This window comes from Ferrovibrio sp., assembly GCF_035304305.1.
In the GTDB taxonomy this organism is placed as follows: Bacteria; Pseudomonadota; Alphaproteobacteria; order Ferrovibrionales; family Ferrovibrionaceae; genus Ferrovibrio.
This window is the reverse complement of sequence record NZ_DATGQG010000036.1, coordinates 40,262-60,039: the sequence shown is the minus strand read 5'-3', so window position 1 is coordinate 60,039 and position 19,778 is coordinate 40,262. Positions and strand designations below refer to the sequence as shown.

At 67.7% G+C, this 19,778-nt stretch carries 18 protein-coding genes and 1 tRNA gene; 10 read left to right on the top strand and 9 right to left on the bottom strand.

All coding sequences use genetic code 11. The features are described 5' to 3' along the window. Positions 1–11: 11 nt before the first annotated feature. Positions 12–557 (bottom strand): PAS domain-containing protein, encoded by a 546-nt coding sequence (locus VKZ87_RS04305; protein ID WP_324220015.1) that lies wholly within the window; start codon positions 555–557, stop codon positions 12–14. A 96-nt stretch (positions 558–653) separates the two neighbouring features. On the opposite strand from VKZ87_RS04305, the gene VKZ87_RS04300 reads away from it, so the two are divergent. The 3 genes from VKZ87_RS04300 (at position 654) to VKZ87_RS04290 (ending at position 3,126) form a co-directional block, all read left to right on the top strand. After that, on the top strand, positions 654–857 hold the full coding sequence (locus tag VKZ87_RS04300) for a hypothetical protein (RefSeq protein WP_324220014.1): 204 nt from the start codon (positions 654–656) through the stop codon (positions 855–857). 142 nt (positions 858–999) lie between these two features. Then, positions 1,000–2,445: a hypothetical protein gene (locus VKZ87_RS04295; RefSeq protein WP_324220013.1), complete on the top strand. Its 1,446-nt coding sequence runs from the start codon at positions 1,000–1,002 to the stop codon at positions 2,443–2,445. A gap of 15 nt (positions 2,446–2,460) precedes the next feature. Then, positions 2,461–3,126, top strand: a complete 666-nt coding sequence (locus VKZ87_RS04290) for a response regulator transcription factor (protein ID WP_324220012.1) — start codon at positions 2,461–2,463, stop codon at positions 3,124–3,126. Between the two features lie 4 nt (positions 3,127–3,130). On the opposite strand, the gene VKZ87_RS04285 is transcribed toward VKZ87_RS04290, so the two are convergent. From VKZ87_RS04285 to VKZ87_RS04275, 3 genes are all read right to left on the bottom strand, one after another. Continuing rightward, complete coding sequence (locus VKZ87_RS04285; RefSeq protein ID WP_324220011.1) at positions 3,131–5,053, bottom strand: sensor histidine kinase; 1,923 nt, start codon at positions 5,051–5,053, stop codon at positions 3,131–3,133. Positions 5,054–5,285: 232 nt separating this feature from the next. Continuing rightward, a tRNA-Ala gene (locus tag VKZ87_RS04280) sits at positions 5,286–5,361 on the bottom strand. Between the two features lie 130 nt (positions 5,362–5,491). Next, positions 5,492–5,812: a TIGR02300 family protein gene (locus VKZ87_RS04275; RefSeq protein ID WP_324220010.1), complete on the bottom strand. Its 321-nt coding sequence runs from the start codon at positions 5,810–5,812 to the stop codon at positions 5,492–5,494. A gap of 175 nt (positions 5,813–5,987) precedes the next feature. Here VKZ87_RS04275 and aroA point away from each other — a divergent pair, with 175 nt between their 5' ends. From aroA to fdhF, 3 genes are all read left to right on the top strand, one after another. Beyond that, complete coding sequence (gene aroA / locus VKZ87_RS04270; RefSeq protein WP_324220009.1) at positions 5,988–7,355, top strand: 3-phosphoshikimate 1-carboxyvinyltransferase; 1,368 nt, start codon at positions 5,988–5,990, stop codon at positions 7,353–7,355. A gap of 63 nt (positions 7,356–7,418) precedes the next feature. Continuing rightward, a complete protein-coding gene (locus VKZ87_RS04265) occupies positions 7,419–9,098 on the top strand; it encodes an NADH-ubiquinone oxidoreductase-F iron-sulfur binding region domain-containing protein (protein WP_324220008.1) in 1,680 nt (559 codons plus the stop codon). Next, positions 9,095–11,860 carry a formate dehydrogenase subunit alpha gene (fdhF, locus tag VKZ87_RS04260; protein WP_324220007.1) on the top strand — a complete coding sequence of 922 codons (2,766 nt, stop codon included), beginning with the start codon at positions 9,095–9,097 and terminating at the stop codon, positions 11,858–11,860. Before VKZ87_RS04265 ends, fdhF begins: the two co-directional genes overlap by 4 nt. Here fdhF and VKZ87_RS04255 read toward each other — a convergent pair whose 3' ends face one another. Both VKZ87_RS04255 and arsC read right to left on the bottom strand, forming a co-directional pair. Further along, positions 11,861–12,778, bottom strand: coding sequence for a DMT family transporter (locus VKZ87_RS04255; protein WP_324220006.1), 918 nt, complete (start codon positions 12,776–12,778; stop codon positions 11,861–11,863). Between the two features lie 51 nt (positions 12,779–12,829). Further along, complete coding sequence (gene arsC / locus VKZ87_RS04250) at positions 12,830–13,177, bottom strand: arsenate reductase (glutaredoxin) (RefSeq protein WP_324220005.1); 348 nt, start codon at positions 13,175–13,177, stop codon at positions 12,830–12,832. Between the two features lie 99 nt (positions 13,178–13,276). Here arsC and VKZ87_RS04245 point away from each other — a divergent pair, with 99 nt between their 5' ends. The 4 genes from VKZ87_RS04245 to VKZ87_RS04230 all read left to right on the top strand — a co-directional run bounded on the left by VKZ87_RS04245 (position 13,277) and on the right by VKZ87_RS04230 (position 17,076). Next, positions 13,277–14,095, top strand: a complete 819-nt coding sequence (locus tag VKZ87_RS04245; RefSeq protein WP_324220004.1) for a ferritin-like domain-containing protein — start codon at positions 13,277–13,279, stop codon at positions 14,093–14,095. A gap of 90 nt (positions 14,096–14,185) precedes the next feature. Then, positions 14,186–14,659 (top strand): PAS domain-containing protein, encoded by a 474-nt coding sequence (locus VKZ87_RS04240; RefSeq protein WP_324220003.1) that lies wholly within the window; start codon positions 14,186–14,188, stop codon positions 14,657–14,659. 257 nt (positions 14,660–14,916) lie between these two features. Continuing rightward, positions 14,917–16,056 (top strand): copper-containing nitrite reductase, encoded by a 1,140-nt coding sequence (gene nirK, locus VKZ87_RS04235; RefSeq protein WP_324220002.1) that lies wholly within the window; start codon positions 14,917–14,919, stop codon positions 16,054–16,056. 105 nt (positions 16,057–16,161) lie between these two features. Further along, the gene (locus VKZ87_RS04230; RefSeq protein WP_324220001.1) at positions 16,162–17,076 is read left to right on the top strand and encodes an SUMF1/EgtB/PvdO family nonheme iron enzyme; all 915 of its coding nucleotides are present in this window, start codon (positions 16,162–16,164) and stop codon (positions 17,074–17,076) included. Here the strand turns inward: VKZ87_RS04230 and VKZ87_RS04225 are convergent. From VKZ87_RS04225 to VKZ87_RS04215, 3 genes are read right to left on the bottom strand one after another with little or no spacing between them, the layout of a single operon-like run. Continuing rightward, positions 17,073–17,852 (bottom strand): alpha/beta hydrolase, encoded by a 780-nt coding sequence (locus VKZ87_RS04225; protein WP_324220000.1) that lies wholly within the window; start codon positions 17,850–17,852, stop codon positions 17,073–17,075. The genes VKZ87_RS04230 and VKZ87_RS04225 overlap by 4 nt on opposite strands. Positions 17,853–17,863: 11 nt before the next feature. Then, a complete protein-coding gene (locus VKZ87_RS04220) occupies positions 17,864–18,355 on the bottom strand; it encodes an RNA pyrophosphohydrolase (RefSeq protein WP_324219999.1) in 492 nt (163 codons plus the stop codon). A 22-nt stretch (positions 18,356–18,377) separates the two neighbouring features. Further along, complete coding sequence (locus VKZ87_RS04215) at positions 18,378–19,718, bottom strand: divergent polysaccharide deacetylase family protein (protein ID WP_324219998.1); 1,341 nt, start codon at positions 19,716–19,718, stop codon at positions 18,378–18,380. Positions 19,719–19,778: the final 60 nt, after the last annotated feature.

Here is a 19,778-nt window from a genome sequence, read left to right as displayed (position 1 = left end):
CAGCGCGACCGTCATGGCGCTGCGGCCCGGACCACCGGCGGGCCGACATGGTCGGTCGGCGTGTCGGCGAAGATCTGACAGGCCATCAGGATGTCGACGGTGACGTGATCGCTCGCCAGCGGCAGCCAGATCGCCTCGTAGTCGAACCAGCGCTGGTCGTAGAACTGCTTGTTGTGGACCAGCAGCGGGGCGGGGTTCTGCATGATCAGGCGCAGCCGGCCCTCGATCAGCGCGCGGTACTGCTCCAGCGGCAGCTCGTCAAGATAGCGCCCGGTCAGGTCGAAGCCGTCCCGCTGCACGATGTCGGCGCCGATCAGGCGGTAGCGGAAGCGCAGGGGGTCGCGTTCGACGTCGAACAGCGAGATGCCGCCAAGCGCAACTTTCATTTCCAGCGGGTCGATATCCTGCCGCGCGGGGAAGCGGTGCCCGCCTTTTTTCGCCAGCCAGTAGTCATAAAGCCATCCGATCGCCGGCTCGCGGCAATCGGCGGCGGTGAAGGTCCACCACATCTCGCTGGCGGTCGAAAAGGTGGAGCGGCCGGGGAACGGGTCGGTCATCATCACAGTCCGACGCAGCTTGCGCCCGGCGCGCCCCGGCGTAAAGCCCGTCGCGGCGGCATTGCGGCCCGCAGGCTTTCGCCGCAGCATGGCGCCATGTTCCGCCTGCGCCGAATGCCCGAACGCGTCCATGGCCATGTCATTCCCGCGCCGCGGCTGACGCGGCATGCCCTGCGGCGCTTCCTGCTCTGGATCGGGGCGCCGGCGCTGCTGCTCCTGCTGCTGCTCGACATCGCCCTGTATTTCGCTTTCCGCCACTGGCTGGATGCCTGCTACGGCATCCTCTGCCTGGCCCGGTAGCGCAGGGCGAAGATCCGTGCCGGTCGTGAACCCCATACATATGGGGTGGAGGAATGCTGCGGCCTGTGGGAGCGTCGCTGTCCCATGGGACCGTCCGGACCCGCGGGTGCCGTCCGTTCGTCAACCCCTGAACCGATCCGCCATGTCCTTCCGTCGATCCGGGCCGGCCCGGGCCCTGCTGTTGCTGTTCCTGGCGCTGGCCGGCTGCAGCTCGGCTGACACGCAGCATGCCAGCCATATGGAGCAGCTGGGTTTCCGCAATCCCGAGAGCGTCGATCCGAAATCGCTGTTCCGCCGCATCGGCGCCGAGCCGACCAATGCGCGGCTGCATTACGACAACGGCGTCTATCTGCTGGCGCGCGGCCGCTACAGCGATCTGGAAGTGGCGCGGGTCGCATTCGCCAATGCCAGCCGGCTCGCCCCGGACTGGTGGCTGCCGGAAGTCGGGCTGGGCATCACCGAATACCGGCTCGGCCGCTACGACGCCGCGCTGGCCGCCTTCGCCGAGGCGGCCGGGCGCCGCGGCAACTGCGACGGCCTGTGCTACGGCCTTGCCCTGACGGCCTATCGCGCCGGGCATTTCGGGCTCGCCGCCCGGGCGCTCGAGGCGGCGAAACGCGCCGGCCCGCCCGAGAAGCCGGCCGAGCGCCAGGCCGCCGAATTCCTGGCCGCGGCCCTGGCGGATGGTCCGAACTCCCGGCCGGCCGAGCCGCTGCGGCAGCGCCTGCAGGCCGCCGCCGCCGCGGGCGCTCTGCCGGAAGATTCCAACATCTCGATCGACGCCTATGTGATCCGCCAGAGCCGCGACAGTGCCAGCAGCAACGGCATCAACCTGCTGGAGGCGCTGCAGCTCCAGTTCGGCTCCACACTGATCAATCTCGAGCGCACCAACACGACCGGAGAACCCGCCTCGACGACGCGGACGAATTCGCTGGAAGTGAGCATTCCGACCATCACCTACGCCCTGAACATCGCCTCCGAGGACATCAACGCCTTCAGCATCGAGGCGAGCCCCAGCGTCACTGCCGTGCCCGGCAAGACCTCGCGGTTCTTCGGCGGCGCCAATGTCCTGATCGTGGCGCGCAGCGACAACTCGTCGGAATCCGTGGAGCGCGATATCGGCATCGATCTCCGGGTCACACCGAACGAGGTCACCGACGAGTATGTCGATCTGGATGCGGTCATGGAGCTGAGCTACCTGACCGGCGACATCACCGCCAACAGCGGCGTGGTGCTGGTCAACACGGACAAGACGGCGACCGAAGCCGCAGCGAAAATTCCCTTCGGCCGCGCCATCGCGCTGGGCTCCAGCGCGTCCACCACGTCCCGCATCGGCGAGCGGGGCGTGACCGGCGTCCGCAACGTACCCGGCGCCGGCAACCTGTTCGGTGTCCAGGGCGCCAGCGTCACGCGCAACGACGTGCTGGTGCTGCTTGCCGTGCGGCGGCCGTCCGCGGCCGATACGATTTCCAGAATCGATGAAAATGCATTATCCAGTCAGCTGTTCGGCACGGAAGCCGCGACCGTGGACCGCGTCTCCCGCCTGCCATCGGAGGTGCCGCTGATCAATTTCCTCGACTGGCTGTAGGAGAAGACGGGCATCATGGCCGATCCCGTGCGCATCCTGCTTGTCGAAGACGACCCGCCGACCCGCCGGCGGCTCAGCACGGCGCTTGCCGCTGATCCGGGCTTTGCGGTCCGCGAAGCCGGCACCCTGGCCGAGGGGCGCGCCATCATGGCCGAGACGCCGCCGGATGTACTGATCACCGATCTCAACCTGCCGGACGGCCATGGCACCAGCCTGATCCGCGAGGGACATGCGGCCTTCCCGGAGATGGAAATCCTCGTCATTTCGGCGCTGTCCGACGAGCGCACCGTGGTGGCGGCGATCGCTGCCGGCGCCAGCGGCTATGTGCTGAAGGACGCGCTGCCCGAAGACATCGCCGATACGGTGCGACAGGTGCGGCAGGGCCATTCGCCGATTTCCGCCGCCATCGCCCGCTACATCCTGCGCCGCCTGCCGCCGCAGGAGGAGGCCGCCGCGCCGGCCGATCAGGATGCCGGCCAGGCGGCGAGGCTGACGAAGCGCGAAACCGACATCCTCTGGGGCATCGCCAAGGGCTTCACCTACAACGAGATCGCCGACAATCTCGGCGTTTCGCGCAGCACCGTGCCCAGCTACATCAAGAGCATCTACCGCAAGCTGGAAGTGAACAGCCGCGGCGAGGCGGTGTTCGAGGCGATCAACCGCGGCCTGATCAACTTCTAGCCGGTCAGCCGGCGGTCTGGGCCGGCCTGTTCAGGCGGGCGGGCAGGTCGAGGATGACCCTGGTGCCGGCGCCGGGGCTGCTTTCCACCGAGAGATCGGCGCCGATCGTGGCCGCCCGGCGGCGCATGTTCTCCATGCCGAAACCGCCGTTGCGGCGGACAGCGCCGCCGCGGCCCTGGTCGCATACCGTGAGGCGCATGCCATAACCGGCGCGCGGCGAGGCGACCGCATCGATCTGGACTGCCGGCGCGCCCGAATGCTTGACGGCATTGGACACCGCTTCCTGCAGGATGCGGAAGATCGCGAGCGTGACGGCGGGATGCAGGCCGGGCAGGTCGGGCAGGGCGCGCACGCGCCAGTCGAGCCGGATGCCGTTGCGGCGCAGCTGGGGTTCGATCCGCTCGCGGAAGACCGCCAGCATCATGCCGAGATCGTCACCGACATCTTCCAGCGAATCGATCACCAGGCGCAGATCGGTCAGCGCCTGCCGGCTCGCCTGCGCCACCTCCTGGTTCTGCGGATCGCTGCGCTGCTCGCAGAGCGAGATGATCGAGACCAGGTGTCCGGCAATGCCGTCATGCAGGTCGCCCATCAGCCGCATCCGCTCGGCTTCCAGCACGGCCTTGCGGGCCTGCTCCTGCTCGCGGGCAAAGGTCTGGCGCAGTTTCTCTTCGGCGGCCGCCACCGCCTGGCGCAGCTGGCTGTTGAACCGCTCCACGGCCGTCATCGCGCCGGCATAGCGGCCGAGCACGATCAGTCCCATCACGGTCGCGACTATCGGGCCGTTGAAGCGCGTCAGCTGGATATGGCGGTTCTGCAGGATACCGAGGGCGACGAAATGGTCGCGCATGATGAAGACCACGCCGATCACCGCCATGCAGAGCAGCGGCAGGGCCGCGCGGTTGCGGTCGACGATGACGGCATGCATCAGGATGACATTGGAGACCAGCAGGATGATCACGCTGATCGGGATCAGCACCTTCAGGATGATCCAGGTGCCCTGTCCGCCGGGCAGGAAAGCGCAGATGAAGGCGGCGAGCGGCAGCAGAAGGAAGACCCATGTCGGCACCGGCTGGCGGCGGCCGAGGAACAGCCATGTAAACGGCAGCGTCAGGGCCGAAAAGATGAAGCGCGCGATATTGGCCAATCGGATCGTCGTCAGGCTCGGATCGTCGATCAGGGCCGCCACCAGCGCCGGCGTCGCCCAGCTCAGCAGCTGGATGCCGAGAACGAGATAGAGGTGATCCTGCCGCCGCATCGTCCAGATCAGCAGCATGAAGACACCCATGGCGATCACCATGCCCTCGAGCAGGCGCGGCAGGGTCGCCACCATCATCCGCGTCGTCGTGTAGTCGCCGCGCAGGCGGTGATCGGCATCGATGAAGAGGCGGCCCAGCGTGCCGCCATAGGTGACCGAAGCGAGACGCAGGACGATCTCGTTGTCGCCCTCGCGCAGCAGCGGTTCCGGCAGCGGCACCAGCAGCGGCGCGCTCTGTCCGAGATAGGACGGGGAATCCGCCCAGGCGCTGTCGGCGATCAGCGTGCGGTTGAGGTAGATCTGGAGCCGGCCGGAGAAATACGGCGCGTAGAGCGACGTGATGGCGCCGTCCGGGCGTGCCTGGTGGCGGTAGGTGAGCTGGAAACCGGCCTCGCAGACCCAGGTCTCGGGCTGCAGCGGACAGCGGTAGGGCAGCGATGCCTTGGCCGGCCCGGGCGACATGGCGAAGCCGGGCGCGGGCGGGATCACCGCGACGGACTCGATCCGCATCGCGATCTGCTCGTCCTTCAGCGTGACGACCCGCAGCACCTGGTCGAAGGCAATCGCGGACAGCGCGGACAGGACCATGAAAAGCAGGACATACAGTCCGGCGCGCAGCGTGGATGCCACGCCGGTCTTTTCCGGCGCCGTCTGTTCGATCGCGATCATGCCGCCCCGGTGGAGCGGCGGCTGCCGATCTGACTGTCCGGAAGTGACTGCCGACCCGCTGCCGATTCGTCTGGCCCGGTGCCGAGCCAACCCCGAATCATTCCCCACCCCCCCGGTAAGCTCCACCTGTTCTGGCTTAGCGGAAGCTTTTGCGATTTACAAATATTCAAAGCAGGCCGCGGGTTTGGCGGCGGCGGCTGACACAACGTGTGCTGGTTTTTCAGGGGGATTTTGGTGGAGCCAAGCGGGATCGAACCGCTGACCTCCTGCATGCCATGCAGGCGCTCTCCCAGCTGAGCTATGGCCCCATTAAATCACGGACTTAAGCCCTGGGGGCGGGGTCCGTCGGCGGGGGCGGACCATAAGCCGCCGCCCGCAGCTTTGCAAGCCTTTCATCGCCGCATCCTGTGCGGCGATGAGGCCGGCGAAAAAATACGGTCAGGTCTCCTCGTCCGGCTCGGCGTCGACGTCGATCTCCTCGCCGACATCCTCTTCCTCGAACTCGTCGGCATCCTCCAGGATGTCGTCGCCGATCACGGCATCATCGACATCCGGATCCGCCGCATCGTCCACCACGGCCTTCACCGGCTTGACGGCCTTGACCTCTTCAACGCGCGCCGGCCGCCGGGTCTTCACCAGCGCTTCCGGATTGAACTCGGTACCGCATTTCGGGCAGATAATCGGCGACTTGCCGAGATCGTAGAAGGCGGCGCTGCAGCTCAGGCAGCGACGCTTGGTGCCCCATTCGGGTTTGGCCATCGACAATCTCCATGTTGGGCGCCCCGGGATGCCCCGGATCGAAACGCGACGCCGCGCCGGCCTGCTGGCCGGAGCGGCGCGATTGTGTTAAAGAAGCGCGCCCTGTCAACCCGTTAAACCGGCTTTTTTCGCGCCGGATTGCCGCCCGGTCCGGGCGGTCCGCAAGCGAGTACCGATGAGCTCCAAGGACAACCAGAAACCCCGCCCGTTCCGCGCCGCGCCGGGTACCGCGCCGCTGAAGGGAACCGTCTCCGTTCCCGGCGACAAGTCGATTTCCCACCGGGCGCTGATCTTCGGCGCCATGGCGGTCGGCGAGACCCGGGTCTCCGGCCTGCTGGAGGGCGAGGACGTGCTGCGTACCGCCGCAGCCATGCGGGCCATGGGCGCCGAGGTGGAGCGCCTGGGCGAGGGCGAATGGCGGGTCTGGGGTGTCGGCGTGGGCGGCCTGAGCGAGCCCGAGGACGTGCTCGACATGGGCAATGCCGGCACCGGCGCGCGCCTGGTCATGGGGCTGGTGGCCAGCCACGACTTCACCGCCGTCTTCACCGGCGACGCCTCCCTGCGCCGCCGCCCGATGGGCCGCGTCATGGAGCCGCTGAGCCGCATCGGCGCGCGCTTCCATGGCCGCAGTGGTGGCCGGCTGCCGCTGGCCATGACCGGCACCGCCGACCCGCTGCCGATCGAATACGAATTGCCGGTCGCCTCGGCGCAGGTGAAATCGGCCATCCTGCTGGCCGGCTTGAACGCGCCGGGCATCACCACGGTGATCGAGCCCGAGCCGACCCGCGACCATACCGAAAACCTGCTGCGCCATTTCGGCGCGACGGTGGAGATCGAGACGGCGAAGACCGGTGCGAAGGTGATCCGCCTGACCGGCCAGCCGGAATTCCGGCCTTCCAGCATCACGGTTCCCGCCGATCCGTCCTCGGCGGCCTTCCCGCTGGTCGCCGGCCTCATCGTGCCGGATTCCGCCGTGACGGTGCGAAAGGTCGGCCTCAATCCGCTGCGCACCGGGCTGTTCACCACGCTGCAGGAAATGGGCGCGGATCTCAGCTTCGGCGACCGCAGCGAGCAGGGCGGCGAGCCGGTCGCCGACATCACCGCGCGCTATTCGGCGCTCAGGGGCATCACCGTTCCGCCCGAGCGCGCGCCGAGCATGATCGACGAATATCCGATCCTGTTCGCCGCTGCCGCCTGCGCCGACGGCGACACCATCGTGCGCGGCGCCAGGGAGCTGCGGGTCAAGGAAAGCGACCGCCTGGCGCTGATGGCGCGCGGCCTGCAGGCCTGCGGCGTCGATCTGGAGGAATTCGAGGACGGTCTGGTGATCCACGGCAGGGGCAGGCCGCCGCAGGGGCTGTCGTCCGCCGGCGCCAGCATCGCCACCGAACTGGACCACCGCATCGCCATGTCCTTCCTGGTGCTGGGACTGGCCGCGAAGGATGGCATCGTGATCGACGATGCGCGCGTGATGGATACCAGTTTCCCCGGTTTCGTGCCGCTGATGCAGGCGCTGGGCGCGCGGCTCGAGCCGGCCGCCTGAGCGGCCTTTGGCGCTCGCGTAACATGTAACGCACAGCTACAATCCGCGGCGGAGGATCGCCGCGTGAACCAGTCTGTCCCATCGGGATCGCCCGCGACGGGCCGTTTCGGCCGCAAGGGCCGCGTGCAGCCGCGTGGCCGGCAGGCCGATGAGGCCGATCATGCCGCGCTGCGCGAGATCCTGGTGCCGGATGCCGCCCGCCGCGATCTGCTGATCGAATATCTCCATCGCATCCAGGATGCGCGCGGCCATCTGCCGGCGCGGCTGCTGGTGGCGCTGGCCGAGGCGATGTGTCTGCCGCTGGCGGAGGTTTACGAGACCGCCACCTTCTATGCCCATTTCGACTTTGTCGATGACGATGAGGTTCCTCCGCAGGGCGTGACGGTCCGCGTCTGCGATTCCCTCAGCTGCGCGATGGCCGGCGCCGATGCGCTGGCGGAGCAGCTGGGGCAGCTGGACGATGTTCGCGTCCTGCGCGCGCCCTGCATGGGGCAATGCGACCGCGCGCCCTGTGTCGCCTATGGCCGTAATGTCGTGGCGCCGGCCAGCGCGGCGGCTCTGGCGGAAATCCATCGCCGTCGTGAGGTGCAGCCGGTCCTGCCGCGGTACCGGACCTTCGAGCGCTATCGTGCCGAAGGCGGATACGGCACCCTGGAGCGCCTGCGCGATGGCAGGCTCACCGGCGATGCGGTGATTGCCGGGCTCGATGCGGCGGGTCTGCGCGGCATGGGCGGCGCCGGTTTCCCGACCGCACGCAAATGGCGCTCGCTTCTGCAGCAGCCGAAGCCGCGGCTGCTCGCCGTCAATGCCGATGAGGGCGAACCCGGCACCTTCAAGGACCGGCATTTCCTCGAAAGCGACCCGCACGGCTTCCTTGAAGGCATGCTGATCGCCGCGCAGGTGATCGAGGCCGAGGCTGCCTATATCTATCTGCGCGACGAATATCCTGCCGCGCATGCCATCCTCACCGCGGAGTTGCAGGCACTCGAGACGGCCGGCCTGCTGCAGGGCCTGCATGTCGAGCTGCGGCGCGGCGCCGGCGCCTATATCTGCGGCGAGGAATCGGCGATGCTGGAAAGCATCGAGGGCCGGCGCGGCCTGCCGCGCCACAAGCCGCCCTTCCCGAGCGAGGCCGGTCTGTTCGGCCGTCCGACCCTGATCAACAATGTCGAAACCCTCTACTGGGCGGCGCGGATTGCGGAAAAAGGGTCCGCCTGGTGGCTGGGGCACGGGCGCAACGGCGCGAAGGGCCTGCGCAGCTATTCGGTCTCGGGCCGCGTGCGCGAGCCCGGCGTGAAGATCGCACCGGCCGGCATCACCGCGCGCGAGCTGATCGAGGAATATTGCGGCGGCATGGCGGATGGCCATCGCTTCGCCGCCTATCTGCCGGGCGGCGCCTCGGGCGGCATCCTGCCGGCAAGCATGGCCGATATCCCGCTGGATTTCGGCCAGCTGGAGAAACACGGCTGCTTCATCGGTTCGGCGGCGGTGATCGTGCTGTCGGACCGGGACGACGTACGCCAGGCGGCGCTCAACCTGATGCGTTTCTTCCGCCATGAATCCTGCGGCCAGTGCACGCCCTGCCGCCTCGGCACCGAGAAGGCCGCCGCGCTGATGGCGGAGCAGACCTGGGACGAGCCGCTGCTGCGCGACCTGGCGCAGGTGATGCGCGATGCCTCGATCTGCGGCCTCGGCCAGGCCGCGCCCAATCCGCTGCTCTCGGTTCTGGAGCGTTTCCGATGATCCGCTTCCTGCTCGATGGCCGCGAGGTCGAGGCGCAGCCTGGCGAGACGATCTGGCAGGTCGCGCAGCGCCTCGGCACCGACATTCCGCATCTCTGCCATACGCCGCAGCACGGCTATCGTGCCGACGGCAACTGCCGCGCCTGCATGGTGGAGATCGAGGGCGAGCGCGTGCTGGCGCCGTCCTGCAAGCGCGCGGCGACCGATGGCATGGTGGTGCGCACGGCCAGCGAACGGGCGAAACGCGCCCGCGAACTGGTCTTCGAGCTTTTGCTGACCGACCAGCCTCCGCGCGATCAGGCCCATGACGCGGACTCCGGATTCTGGCGCTGGGCCGAACGCATCGGCGTCACCGAAAGCCGCTTTCCCGCCTGTGAGACGGTACCGGCGCCGGACCGCAGCCATCCAGCCATGGCGGTCAATCTGGATGCCTGCATCCAGTGCAATCTCTGCGTCCGCGCCTGTCGCGAGGTGCAGGGCAACGATGTCATCGGCATGGCCTTCCGCGGCCATCATGCCGAAATCGTCTTCGACTTCGCCGATCCGATGGGCGACAGCACCTGCGTCGCCTGCGGCGAATGCGTGCAGGCCTGCCCGACCGGTGCGCTCCTGCCTTCCACCCTGGTGGACGAACGCAATGTCGGCGTGCCGAAAGCAGCCACGGCGGTGGATTCGCTCTGCCCGTTCTGCGGCGTCGGCTGCCAGCTCACCTTCCATGTGAAGGATGACAGGATCCAGTATGTCACGGGCCGTGACGGCCCGGCCAACCGCGGCCGGCTGTGCGTCAAGGGCCGCTTCGGCTTCGATTATGTGCAGCATCCGCACCGCCTCACGAAGCCGCTGATCCGCAAGGACGGTGTGCCTAAGCGCGGCGACGATATCGTCGATCCGGCGAATCCCTTCACGCATTTCCGCGAGGCGGGCTGGGAGGAGGCGCTGGAGCTTGCCGCCGCCGGCCTGCGGCGCATCCGTGACGGCCATGGTCCTTCGGCGCTGGCCGGCTTCGGCTCGGCCAAGGGTTCCAACGAGGAGGCCTATCTGTTCCAGAAGCTGGTGCGGCTCGGCTTCGGCACCAACAATGTCGACCACTGCACGCGGCTCTGCCACGCCTCCTCGGTGGCGGCGCTGATGGAGGGCATCGGCTCGGCGGCGGTCAGCGCGCCCTTTGCCGCCGCCATGGATGCCGAGGTGATCGTGGTGATCGGCGCCAATCCGACGATCAACCATCCCGTCGCCGCCACTTTCATCAAGAATGCCGTGCGGCAGAAGGGCGCGAAGCTGATCGTGATGGATCCGCGCGGCCAGGCCGGACTGGCGCGCTACGCGACGCACCAGCTCCGCTTCAAGCCGGGTACCGACGTCGCCCTGCTCAATGCGATGCTGCATGTCATCATCGCCGAGGGCCTGAGCAATCCGGCCTACATCCAGCGCTTCGTCGACGGCTTTCCTGATCTGGAAGAGGCGGTGCAGCGCTCCACGCCGGAAGCGATGGCGCCGCTCTGTGGCATCGCGCCGGACGTGATCCGCGAAGTGGCGCGGCTTTACGCGACGTCGAAGGCCTCGATCATCTTCTGGGGCATGGGCGTGTCGCAGCATGTGCACGGCACCGACAATGCCCGCTGCCTGATCGCGCTGAGCCTGATCACCGGCCAGGTCGGGCGGCCCGGCACCGGCCTGCATCCCCTGCGCGGCCAGAACAACGTGCAGGGCGCCTCCGATGCCGGGCTGATCCCGATGGTGCTGCCCGACTACCAGCCGGTCGAGGATGCGGCGAAGCGCCAGGCCTTCGAGGCCGTGTGGGGCGCCAGTTATGCAGGCGGCGGGCTGGATCCGAAGCGCGGTCTCACCGTCGTCGAGATCATGAATGCGATCCTCGCCGGCGAAATCCGCGGCATGTATATCATGGGCGAGAATCCGGCCATGTCGGACCCCGACGCCGCCCATGCGCGTGAGGCGCTGGCGTCGCTGGAGCATCTCGTGGTGCAGGACATCTTCCTCACCGAGACGGCCTTCCATGCCGATGTAATCCTGCCCGCCTCGGCGCTGCCGGAGAAAACCGGCAGCTTCACCAACACCGACCGCAGGGTGCAGCTGGCCCGCGCCGCCCTGCCATTGCCGGGCGGGGCGCGGCAGGACTGGGAACTGGTGCAGGCGATCGCGCAGCGCATGGGGCTCGGCTGGCGCTACACGCATCCCCGCGAAGTCTATGCCGAGATGGCCTCGGTGATGCCCTCGCTGGCCGGCATCAGCTGGGAGCGGCTGGAGCGCGAGGGGGCAGCCACCTATCCGCAGGGCCGCGAGGTGATCTTCGGCGATGGCTTCCCCACCGCCACGGGCCGCGGCCGCATCGTGCCGGCCGCGGTGACGCCGCCGGCCGAGCTGCCCGATGACGACTATCCCTTCGTGCTGTCCACCGGTCGTCTGCTGGAGCACTGGCATACCGGCGCAATGACCCGGCGCGCCACGCAGCTCGACGCGCTGGAACCGGAGGCCATTGCCATGCTGCATCCGCGCGACATGGCGCGGCTGGGCCTGCAGCCGGGGGACCGTATCCGCGTCTCGACCCGGCGCGGCGCCATCGAGCCGAAGCTGCGCGCCGACCGCGATGTGGCCGAAGGCATGGTCTTCATCCCCTTCGCCTTCGCCGAGGCCGCCGCCAACCTGCTGACCAATCCGCAGCTGGATCCGTTCGGCAAGATTCCCGAATTCAAGTTCTGCGCGGCAAGGGTCGAGAAGGCGGAACCGGCCGGCGCCGCGGACTGATCAGCGGGCCGGCTTGAGGATCAGCCCCAGGGCGGTGCTCACCAGCACGAGCGCGGCCAGTTCCGGCCAGCCCGGCTGCTCGCCCAGCATCAGCATCGACGAGAAGACGCCGACCACGGGGATCATCAGGGTCGACAGACCGCTGATATTCGCCGGCAGGATGCGCACCAGCGTGTTCCAGGCCCAGTAGCAAAATACGAAGCAGATCGTCGCGTTGTAGATCGCGGCGCTCCAGGCCGGCCATGACCAGACCTGCCATTGCGCCCGTTCCAGCAGCGGCGCGAGAATGAAGATCGGGATGCCGCCCAGCAGCATCTGCCACCCGACGAAGGGCACTGCCGCCATCGGCACGGCCCAGGCCTTGATCAGGAGCGTGCCGATCGCCCAGCTCAGCGCCGCCGCCAGCACCAGCAGCACACCGAGCGGCGCCGCCGCCATCGCTTCCCATTCGCCGCCGATCAGCACCGCCAGGCCGCTGAGGCCGACGCCGAGCCCGGCAAGCTTCCAGCCGTTCAGACGCTCGTGCAGCAGCAGCGCGCTCATCGGCACCAGCCAGAGCGGCATGGTGAAGGCGAGGATCGTGGTGCGTCCCGCCGGCAGCATCGAAAGGCCGTAGAGCACGAAGACATTCCAGGCGGTGATGTTGAACAGGCTGATCCAGACCAGCTTGCCGACATAGCCGCGCGGAATGCCGAGCCGCATCCGCTTGAAGAAGGCGATGGCAAACAGGCCGAACGCGCCGCCGCCGAGGCAGAGCGTGCGGAAGGTGAAGACCGGAATCTCGTTCAGCGCGATCTTCATGATCGGCCAGTTGATGCCCCAGAACAGCGTCAGCAGGGCGAGCAGAACGAGCGTCGAGAGCGAAATGGCCGGAGCGGGGCCGCCATTTTTGGCGGCCGCCGCGACATGATCTGTCATGGGGCGGTTCCGTTTGTAAGCGGTCAGTCTAGCGGCCGCGAGGGCCGGCCACTAGAGCAGTTCGAGCACCCGTTCCGGCGGGCGGCCGACCACGGCGCGACCGCGATGGACGAAGATCGGTCGCTCGAGGGCGGCGGGATTGGCCGCGATGCCGGCAATCAGCGCGGCATCGTCCATTTCCGGATCGAGGCCGGCCTCGGCCGCTTCCTTCCGGCGCAGCACATCGCGCGGCTTCAGCCCCAGCATCGCCAGCAGGCGCTTCAGCGCCGCGGCATCGGGTGGCTCCCTCAGGTATTCGACAACGCGCGGCTGCACGCCGCGCTCCTGCAGCAGGGCCAGCGCCTGGCGTGACTTGCTGCAGCGCGGATTGTGGTAGAGAAGGCTGTCACCGGCGTCCATCGCGGCCTCGTTTCCGTTGCAGGAGCTGTGCTGTGACAAGGGCTTAGCACCGGCGCCGGAGAGTTGCAATTCGGTGACCGATGTCTAAATACTGGTCCGATGGCAGCCCACTGGACGCTCGACGACATTCCCTGGGACCGGTTCGATCCTGCCAGGGTGGATCCCGAGTTGCTGCGCGCCGTGAAAGCGGCGGCGCTGGTGGAGCATAATGCCGGCGACTACGTCGCCTATCTGTGCAACGTCTTTTCCGACGATCCGGATTTCTGCGCCGCGGCGCGGCACTGGGGCGAGGAAGAGGAGCAGCATGGCCGCGCGCTGGCGCGCTGGGCGCAGCTCGCCGATCCCGCCTTCGATCCCGCGCTGGCGCTGCAGCGCTTCACCGAGGGTTTCCGCCTGCCGCTGGATGCGACCACCTCGGTGCGCGGCAGCCGCAATGGCGAGCTGGTGGCGCGCTGCGTGGTGGAATGCGGCACCTCCAGCTTCTATTCCGCCATCCGCGATGCGACCAGCGAGCCGGTGCTGAAGCTGATCGCCGGCAAGATCGCCGCCGATGAGTTCCGGCATTACAAGCTGTTCTACGAGCATCTGCAGCGGTATCAGCAGCGCGCGCCGCTGGGCCGCTGGCGCCGTCTCGCCATCGCGCTCGGACGCATGCAGGAGGCCAGCGACGACGAGCTGGCCATGGCCTACTGGTGCGGCAATGGCTGCGTCGGCACCTATGACCGCACCCGCCAGAGTGCCGCCTACGAGCTGCGCGCCAGCCGCGTCTACCGGTTCGGCCATATCCAGCGCGGCCTGGCGATGGCGTTCAAGGCCTGCGACCTCGATCCGCAGGGCCGCCTGAGCCGCTGGTTCGCGGCCTTCGTGTGGCGGCTGCTGCAGTGGCGCCAGCGGCGCCTGGCCGCGATTGCCGCGTGACCCCTCTGCACGGGCATTTTCCCGACTCTTCCTGTTTGTTCCTGCGCCGGTTCGGCTTAGGCTAAGGGGATGGGGCAGGAAACGTCACCCTTGACCCGGTACAACCCGGTTGCGGAATCCGACCTCGATCCGCGGCTGAAAAACCTTTTGCGCTACTGGAACGACAAGCGCGGCGATCGTGCGCTTCCGTCCCGCGCCGATATCGATCCGCTCGAGCTCAAGCAGGTGCTGGGCAACATTCTGCTGATCGACGTGGTGCCGTCCGATGCGCATGAGCACGGACGGCGTTTCCGCTATCGCCTGTTCGGCACCGAGTTCGTCTTCTATCACGGCACCGATCTGACCGGCCGCTGGCTGGATGAAATCCCGAATACCGATTTCCGTGACTCACTGATCGCGATGTATCACGCGGTGGTGGAGGATGGCGGCAGGCGCATGTTCTCCTACGACTACATGCTCGACAGCCGTCGCCATCGTTTCCAGGCTCTGATCCTACCGCTGTCCGGCGATGGACGGACCGTCGACATCATTCTCAGCTGCGGACTTCCCGTCGCCATCTTCTGATTCCGCCGTCCGTTCGGCCGTCGGCATTCGTCGGTTTCCATTTCAGCGGGACTGAATGTCGCATGCGCGTCGCGACCGCTGCGACGCGTCGCCGCAGTCTGCTCGTTTTGCAGCGATGGCTCCCGGAGATGGGCAAAAATGTCGCAGGTTTCCGCGATTTATGTTTGTTGCGGCGCAAAGAGACTCTCTCCCGTTCCTTTAGAAAGGAGACAGGCCAGATCGGGCCTTCTGAAATCCGATCGAGAAGGAAAGAAGCCATGAGCGAACATCTCAACGTCTCCCGCCGCGCTCTGCTCGCAGGGGCGGCCATTGCTGGTACGATTGCACCCATCGTCGCTGCCGCTCCGGCGCAGGCCCAGCGGGCGCCCGCTCCGGCAAAGGCCGCTGCAAAGGTGGACATCTCCACACTGCCGCGGCGCAAGGTCGAGCTGGTCGCACCGCCTTTCGTGCACAAGCACACGCAGAAGGCTGTCGGCGGCCCGGCGATCGTAGAGTTCACCATGACGATCCAGGAGAAGAAGATCGTCATCGATGACGAAGGCACCGAAGTTCATGCCATGACTTTCAACGGCTCGGTGCCTGGTCCGCTGATGGTGGTGCATCAGGATGACTACGTCGAACTGACGCTGATCAATCCTGAAACCAATACGCTGATGCACAACATCGACTTCCACTCCGCCACTGGCGCGCTGGGCGGCGCCGGACTGACCGAAGTCAATCCGGGTGAGAAGACGGTGCTGCGCTGGAAGGCGACCAAGGCCGGCGTCTTCGTCTATCACTGCGCCCCTTCGGGCATGGTGCCGTGGCATGTCACTTCCGGCATGAACGGTGCGATCATGGTGCTGCCGCGCGAGGGTCTCACCGACGGCAAGGGCAATCCGCTGACCTATGACCGCATCTACTATATCGGCGAGCAGGACTTCTACGTGCCGCGCGACAAGAACGGCAAGTTCAAGAAGTACCCGGATGCCGGTTCGGCCTATGCCGACACGATGGAGGTCATGCGCGGCCTGATCCCCAGCCATGTCGTCTTCAACGGCGCGGTGGGGGCACTGACCGGCAAGAATGCGCTGCAGGCTGCCGTCGGCGAGAAGGTGCTGATCGTGCACTCCCAGGCCAATCGCGATACCCGTCCGCATCTGATCGGCGGCCATGGCGACTATGTCTGGGCCACGGGCAAGTTCCACAATCCGCCGGAAGTCGATCAGGAGACCTGGTTCATCCCGGGCGGCACGGCTGGCGCGGCGCTCTGCGCCTTCCATCAGCCGGGCATCTACGCCTACGTGAACCACAACCTGATCGAGGCGTTCGAACTGGGTGCCGCGGCCCACTTCACCGTCACCGGTGACTGGAACCACGACCTGATGACCTCGGTTCTGCCCGCCACCGGCGTCTGACCAAGTCCCCCGGCCGGACGGCAATGCCCGGCCACCGACAGGCATCCATGCCCGCAGGATCGCGGGCATGGATGCAGCCTTCCCTTCCTCTCCCGGGAGGATTCCATGGTCACCTCCGCCTTACTTGACGACGTTTCCTGGAAGACCATCGCCCTCGCCGTGCCGCTGGCCGCCGCCGCGATCCTGGGCGGGGCACTGGCCGCCAAATACACGGCTGCGCCGCCTGCCATCGAAGGGCCGGCACTGGCTGTTCCGGAAACCGTGACGATCGCGCCGCGCCGCTTCGAATACCGCCTGCCGGGCGTCTTCTTTCGCGATGGCCGCGAGGTCGATCCGCCGCTTGAATCGGCGTTCCCGAAAAAACCGCTGACCATCATGAAATACCAGGTCTCCGCCGCCAGCTACATGCAGTGCGTGGCGGAAGGCGCCTGCACCCCTGTCGGCGACAGTCTTCCCGCCGGTGCCGATGCGGCCAGGATTCCCGCCACCGGTCTCAACTTCGAGGATGCACGGGCCTATGCCGCATGGTTCAGCCTCCGCACCGGCGAGACCTGGCGGCTGCCCACCGACCAGGAACTGGCCTTTGCCGCCGCCGAGCGTTTTCCCGACGATGCGCTGGGCCTGGACGACAGCAACAATCCCGCCCTGCGCTGGCTGGAGAATTACCGCCGCGAGGCGGAGCTGAAGGCAAAGCGTCAGCCCCTGCCGCAGCCGTTCGGTCATTTCGGCGAGAATGCCTTCGGGCTTGCCGATTTCGCCGGCAATGTGTGGGAATGGACGTCCACCTGCTACCGGCGGACGACGCTCGATTCACCGGGCGCCGCACGGGCCGGTGCGGCCGACCAGGATTGCGGCATCTACGTCACCGCGGGCAGGCATCGCGCGCCGATGATCAGCTTCATCCGCGATCCGAAGGAAGGCGGCTGCTCGGTCGGCACCCCGCCGGAGCATCTCGGCGTCCGCCTGGTGCGCGAGGAATCCTGGCCGGAGCGGATCCTGCGCGGTTTCCGCCTGTCCTAGGCCGCGGTGCTCTCGAGCCAGTCGAGCATGATGTCGGTAACCCTGGCCTCGCCGGGTTCGCCGAAGATGAAATGGCTCATATCGGCAATCTCGCGATACGTCGCGCGCCGGCCGTAGCGGCGCGCGATGGCCCGGCAGGTGCCCGGTGAGTTGACCTTGTCGTCGCTGCCGACCAGCAGCAGCAGCGGCACCTGCACGCGATAGGCCGATACGCGGCTCGCCGCCTGCCAGTCCAGCCACCAGTGGATGGTCTCGAACAGCGCGCGGCCGGATTCCGGCACCAGCCGGGCGAAGCTGTCGCGCTGCAGGGCCGGCGGCAGCCGGTCCATGGAATAGCGGATCGCCGTGGCATAGTCGGGCTGCACTGCCTTCCGCCAGAGGTCGTGGCTGTGCCAGAGCAGTCCGAACGCGGTTTCCACCTCCGTCCGGCTGTGCGGCCAGACACCCCAGGGCGGCGAAGGCGCCAGCAGGATGGCGGCGCGCGCCAGTCCTTCGGCCGCCAGCTGCTGCGCCAGCAATCCGCCCAGCGAATGGCCGACCAGCACCGGCGGCTGCGGCAGCCGGGCAATCTCGGCGGCGAGGAAGCGGCGATACTCGGCAAGGCCCTGACGGGGCAGATCGGGATGCGGCTCCTTCCCGGCAAAGCCCGGATCGTGAAAGGGCAGGTCCGGCGCATGGGTCTTCCAGCCCTGCCGGCTCAGGCGCATGCGCAGGTTTTCGAAGACCCAGCTGCCGGCAAAGGCGCCGTGGACCAGCAGGATGTCGCCTCGCGTCATGGCCGCCGTGTCTAGCTGCGGACGCGGTCGGCGAATTCGGCGACGATCTGTTCGTAGATCGGCCGCTTGAACGGCACGATCATGTCGGGCAGCCGGCGAAACGGAATCCAGCGCCATTCCTTGAATTCGGGATGCGCCGTCCGGATGTTGATGTCGCTGTCCCGGCCGAGGAAGCGCGCCAGATACCATTTCTGGCGCTGCCCGCGGTAGCGGCCCTTCCAGACCACGTCGCGCAGCTCCGGCGGCAGGTCATAGGTCAGCCAGTCGCGGGTTTCGGCGATCACTTCGGCCAGCGCCCGCGGCACGCCGATCTCTTCTTCCATTTCGCGCAGGGCTGCCTGCAGCGGATCCTCGCCGGGATCGATGCCGCCCTGCGGCATCAGCCAGGCCTCGGCCGTCTGGTCGATGCGCTGGCCGACGAAAACCTCATCGTCGCGATTCAGCAGCGCGATGCCGACGCCTTCGCGATAGGGGCGGGTGTCCGCCTCCTGCGGATGACTCATGGCGGCTCCTTCCGGAGAAAGGTTATTCCGGCGTCTGCCGGTTGGCGATGGCCGAAACCGGTGCGAGCGCGATGCCCTTGGCATCCAGCGTCGCGGTCCAGGCCAGCAGCCGGTCCAGAGTCACCGGATAGGGCAGGGCGGAGCCGATGGCAACCCCGTTGAGCCGGGCGATGCGTTCCAGCTCCTCGAGCCGCGCATCCACCAGCTGCGCCGTCGGCTGCGCGTCGATCTGCCGGTTGGCGAAGGCATAGACACCGCCGGCGTCGCGGACGACGCGCGCCGCCACGCTGCGCGGCGCCGTGCGGAGGTCGAGGAACATCAGGCCGCGGCTTTTCAGCAGGCTGGCGACGCTGCGCATGTGATCGGGCGAAGACGTGTATTTGCCGCCCATCAGGTTGGCGAAACCGATATAGCCCGGCACCCGCGCCAGCGCCCAGTCGAGGCGGCGCACATTCTCCTGCTCGTTCAGCGAGGTCAGCAGCGTGTAGGGTCCGGGATCGCTGGCGGGATAGTCGAAGGGCTCCATCGGCAGGCCGAGCAGCACTTCATGGCCGACAGTGCGCGCGCGTTCCACCTGCGCGGCGAGGTCCTGCGCATAGGGATTGAAGACGAAGCTGATTGCCGGATCCAGGCGCTCGGCGGCCGCGGCCGTGAGCTGGGCGTTCAGCCCCATGTTCAGCAGCGCGATGGCAAGCCGCGGCCGCGTCGCCGGCTCGGTGAAGGGGCGGGCATAGGCGCTCCAGGGCTGGCGGCCATCGGCGCCGACCTTAGGCACGATTCCGCGCGGCGTGGTTTCGCTCAGGGCGGGATCGGGCGCGATCAGCAGGCCGCTGGGCAGGCGGCCGACGCCCGCCGGGGTCTCGACACGGCCGCTTTTCTGCTCCGGCGCCAGCTGCGCCTCGGGCGGCAGCACCAGGCGGGCAACGCCGATCACCACCTCGGAGCCGGGCAACGCGGTCAGCGACTGCCCCGTGGTGACCAGCCAGCCCCCGGTGCCGGCGAGCACCAGCAGGACCAGCGTCCAGGCGGTGAGCAGCAGGCGGCGGCTGACGGTGCCCGGATCGCCGCGCAGGAAGGGCGGCCACAGGATCAGGCCGATGAAGCGGAGCAGCCGCTGCAGCTTGTGCTTGAAGCCCTCGCGCCGGGGCGGCGGCGGTTCGTCATTGCCGCCGGTAATGGTCTGCAGGAGATCGGCATCCTCCGGCGGCGGCGTGTCGTCGAGATGCGGCACGGGCACCGGCACCGGCCTGCGGCGGCGGCGGAACGGTCCGAGCAGGCGGGCGAGCATGCCGGCGCGGTTCCGCCCGCCCACGGGCAGGGCGCGATCTTCGGGATCGACATGCAGTCCGGTATGGTCGGCCATCGGGATCTCAGCGAACGCAGCTTAACCGCGGCAGCATAGGCCGACCTTCTTAACGTTCGC

Excerpts from the sequence above, each read along its gene's own strand:
- VKZ87_RS04275 (WP_324220010.1), bottom strand. The coding sequence starts at position 5,812 with ATGGCCAAACCCGAATGGGGCACCAAGCGTCGCTGCCTGAGCTGCAGC.
- VKZ87_RS04300 (WP_324220014.1), top strand. The coding sequence starts at position 654 with ATGTTCCGCCTGCGCCGAATGCCCGAACGCGTCCATGGCCATGTCATT.
- VKZ87_RS04295 (WP_324220013.1), top strand. The coding sequence starts at position 1,000 with ATGTCCTTCCGTCGATCCGGGCCGGCCCGGGCCCTGCTGTTGCTGTTC.
- nirK (WP_324220002.1), top strand. The coding sequence starts at position 14,917 with ATGAGCGAACATCTCAACGTCTCCCGCCGCGCTCTGCTCGCAGGGGCG.
- VKZ87_RS04305 (WP_324220015.1), bottom strand. The coding sequence starts at position 557 with ATGACCGACCCGTTCCCCGGCCGCTCCACCTTTTCGACCGCCAGCGAG.
- VKZ87_RS04215 (WP_324219998.1), bottom strand. The coding sequence starts at position 19,718 with ATGGCCGACCATACCGGACTGCATGTCGATCCCGAAGATCGCGCCCTG.
- VKZ87_RS04230 (WP_324220001.1), top strand. The coding sequence starts at position 16,162 with ATGGTCACCTCCGCCTTACTTGACGACGTTTCCTGGAAGACCATCGCC.
- VKZ87_RS04225 (WP_324220000.1), bottom strand. The coding sequence starts at position 17,852 with ATGACGCGAGGCGACATCCTGCTGGTCCACGGCGCCTTTGCCGGCAGC.
- aroA (WP_324220009.1), top strand. The coding sequence starts at position 5,988 with ATGAGCTCCAAGGACAACCAGAAACCCCGCCCGTTCCGCGCCGCGCCG.
- arsC (WP_324220005.1), bottom strand. The coding sequence starts at position 13,177 with ATGGACGCCGGTGACAGCCTTCTCTACCACAATCCGCGCTGCAGCAAG.
- VKZ87_RS04245 (WP_324220004.1), top strand. The coding sequence starts at position 13,277 with ATGGCAGCCCACTGGACGCTCGACGACATTCCCTGGGACCGGTTCGAT.
- VKZ87_RS04255 (WP_324220006.1), bottom strand. The coding sequence starts at position 12,778 with ATGACAGATCATGTCGCGGCGGCCGCCAAAAATGGCGGCCCCGCTCCG.
- VKZ87_RS04290 (WP_324220012.1), top strand. The coding sequence starts at position 2,461 with ATGGCCGATCCCGTGCGCATCCTGCTTGTCGAAGACGACCCGCCGACC.
- VKZ87_RS04285 (WP_324220011.1), bottom strand. The coding sequence starts at position 5,053 with ATGATCGCGATCGAACAGACGGCGCCGGAAAAGACCGGCGTGGCATCC.
- VKZ87_RS04220 (WP_324219999.1), bottom strand. The coding sequence starts at position 18,355 with ATGAGTCATCCGCAGGAGGCGGACACCCGCCCCTATCGCGAAGGCGTC.
- fdhF (WP_324220007.1), top strand. The coding sequence starts at position 9,095 with ATGATCCGCTTCCTGCTCGATGGCCGCGAGGTCGAGGCGCAGCCTGGC.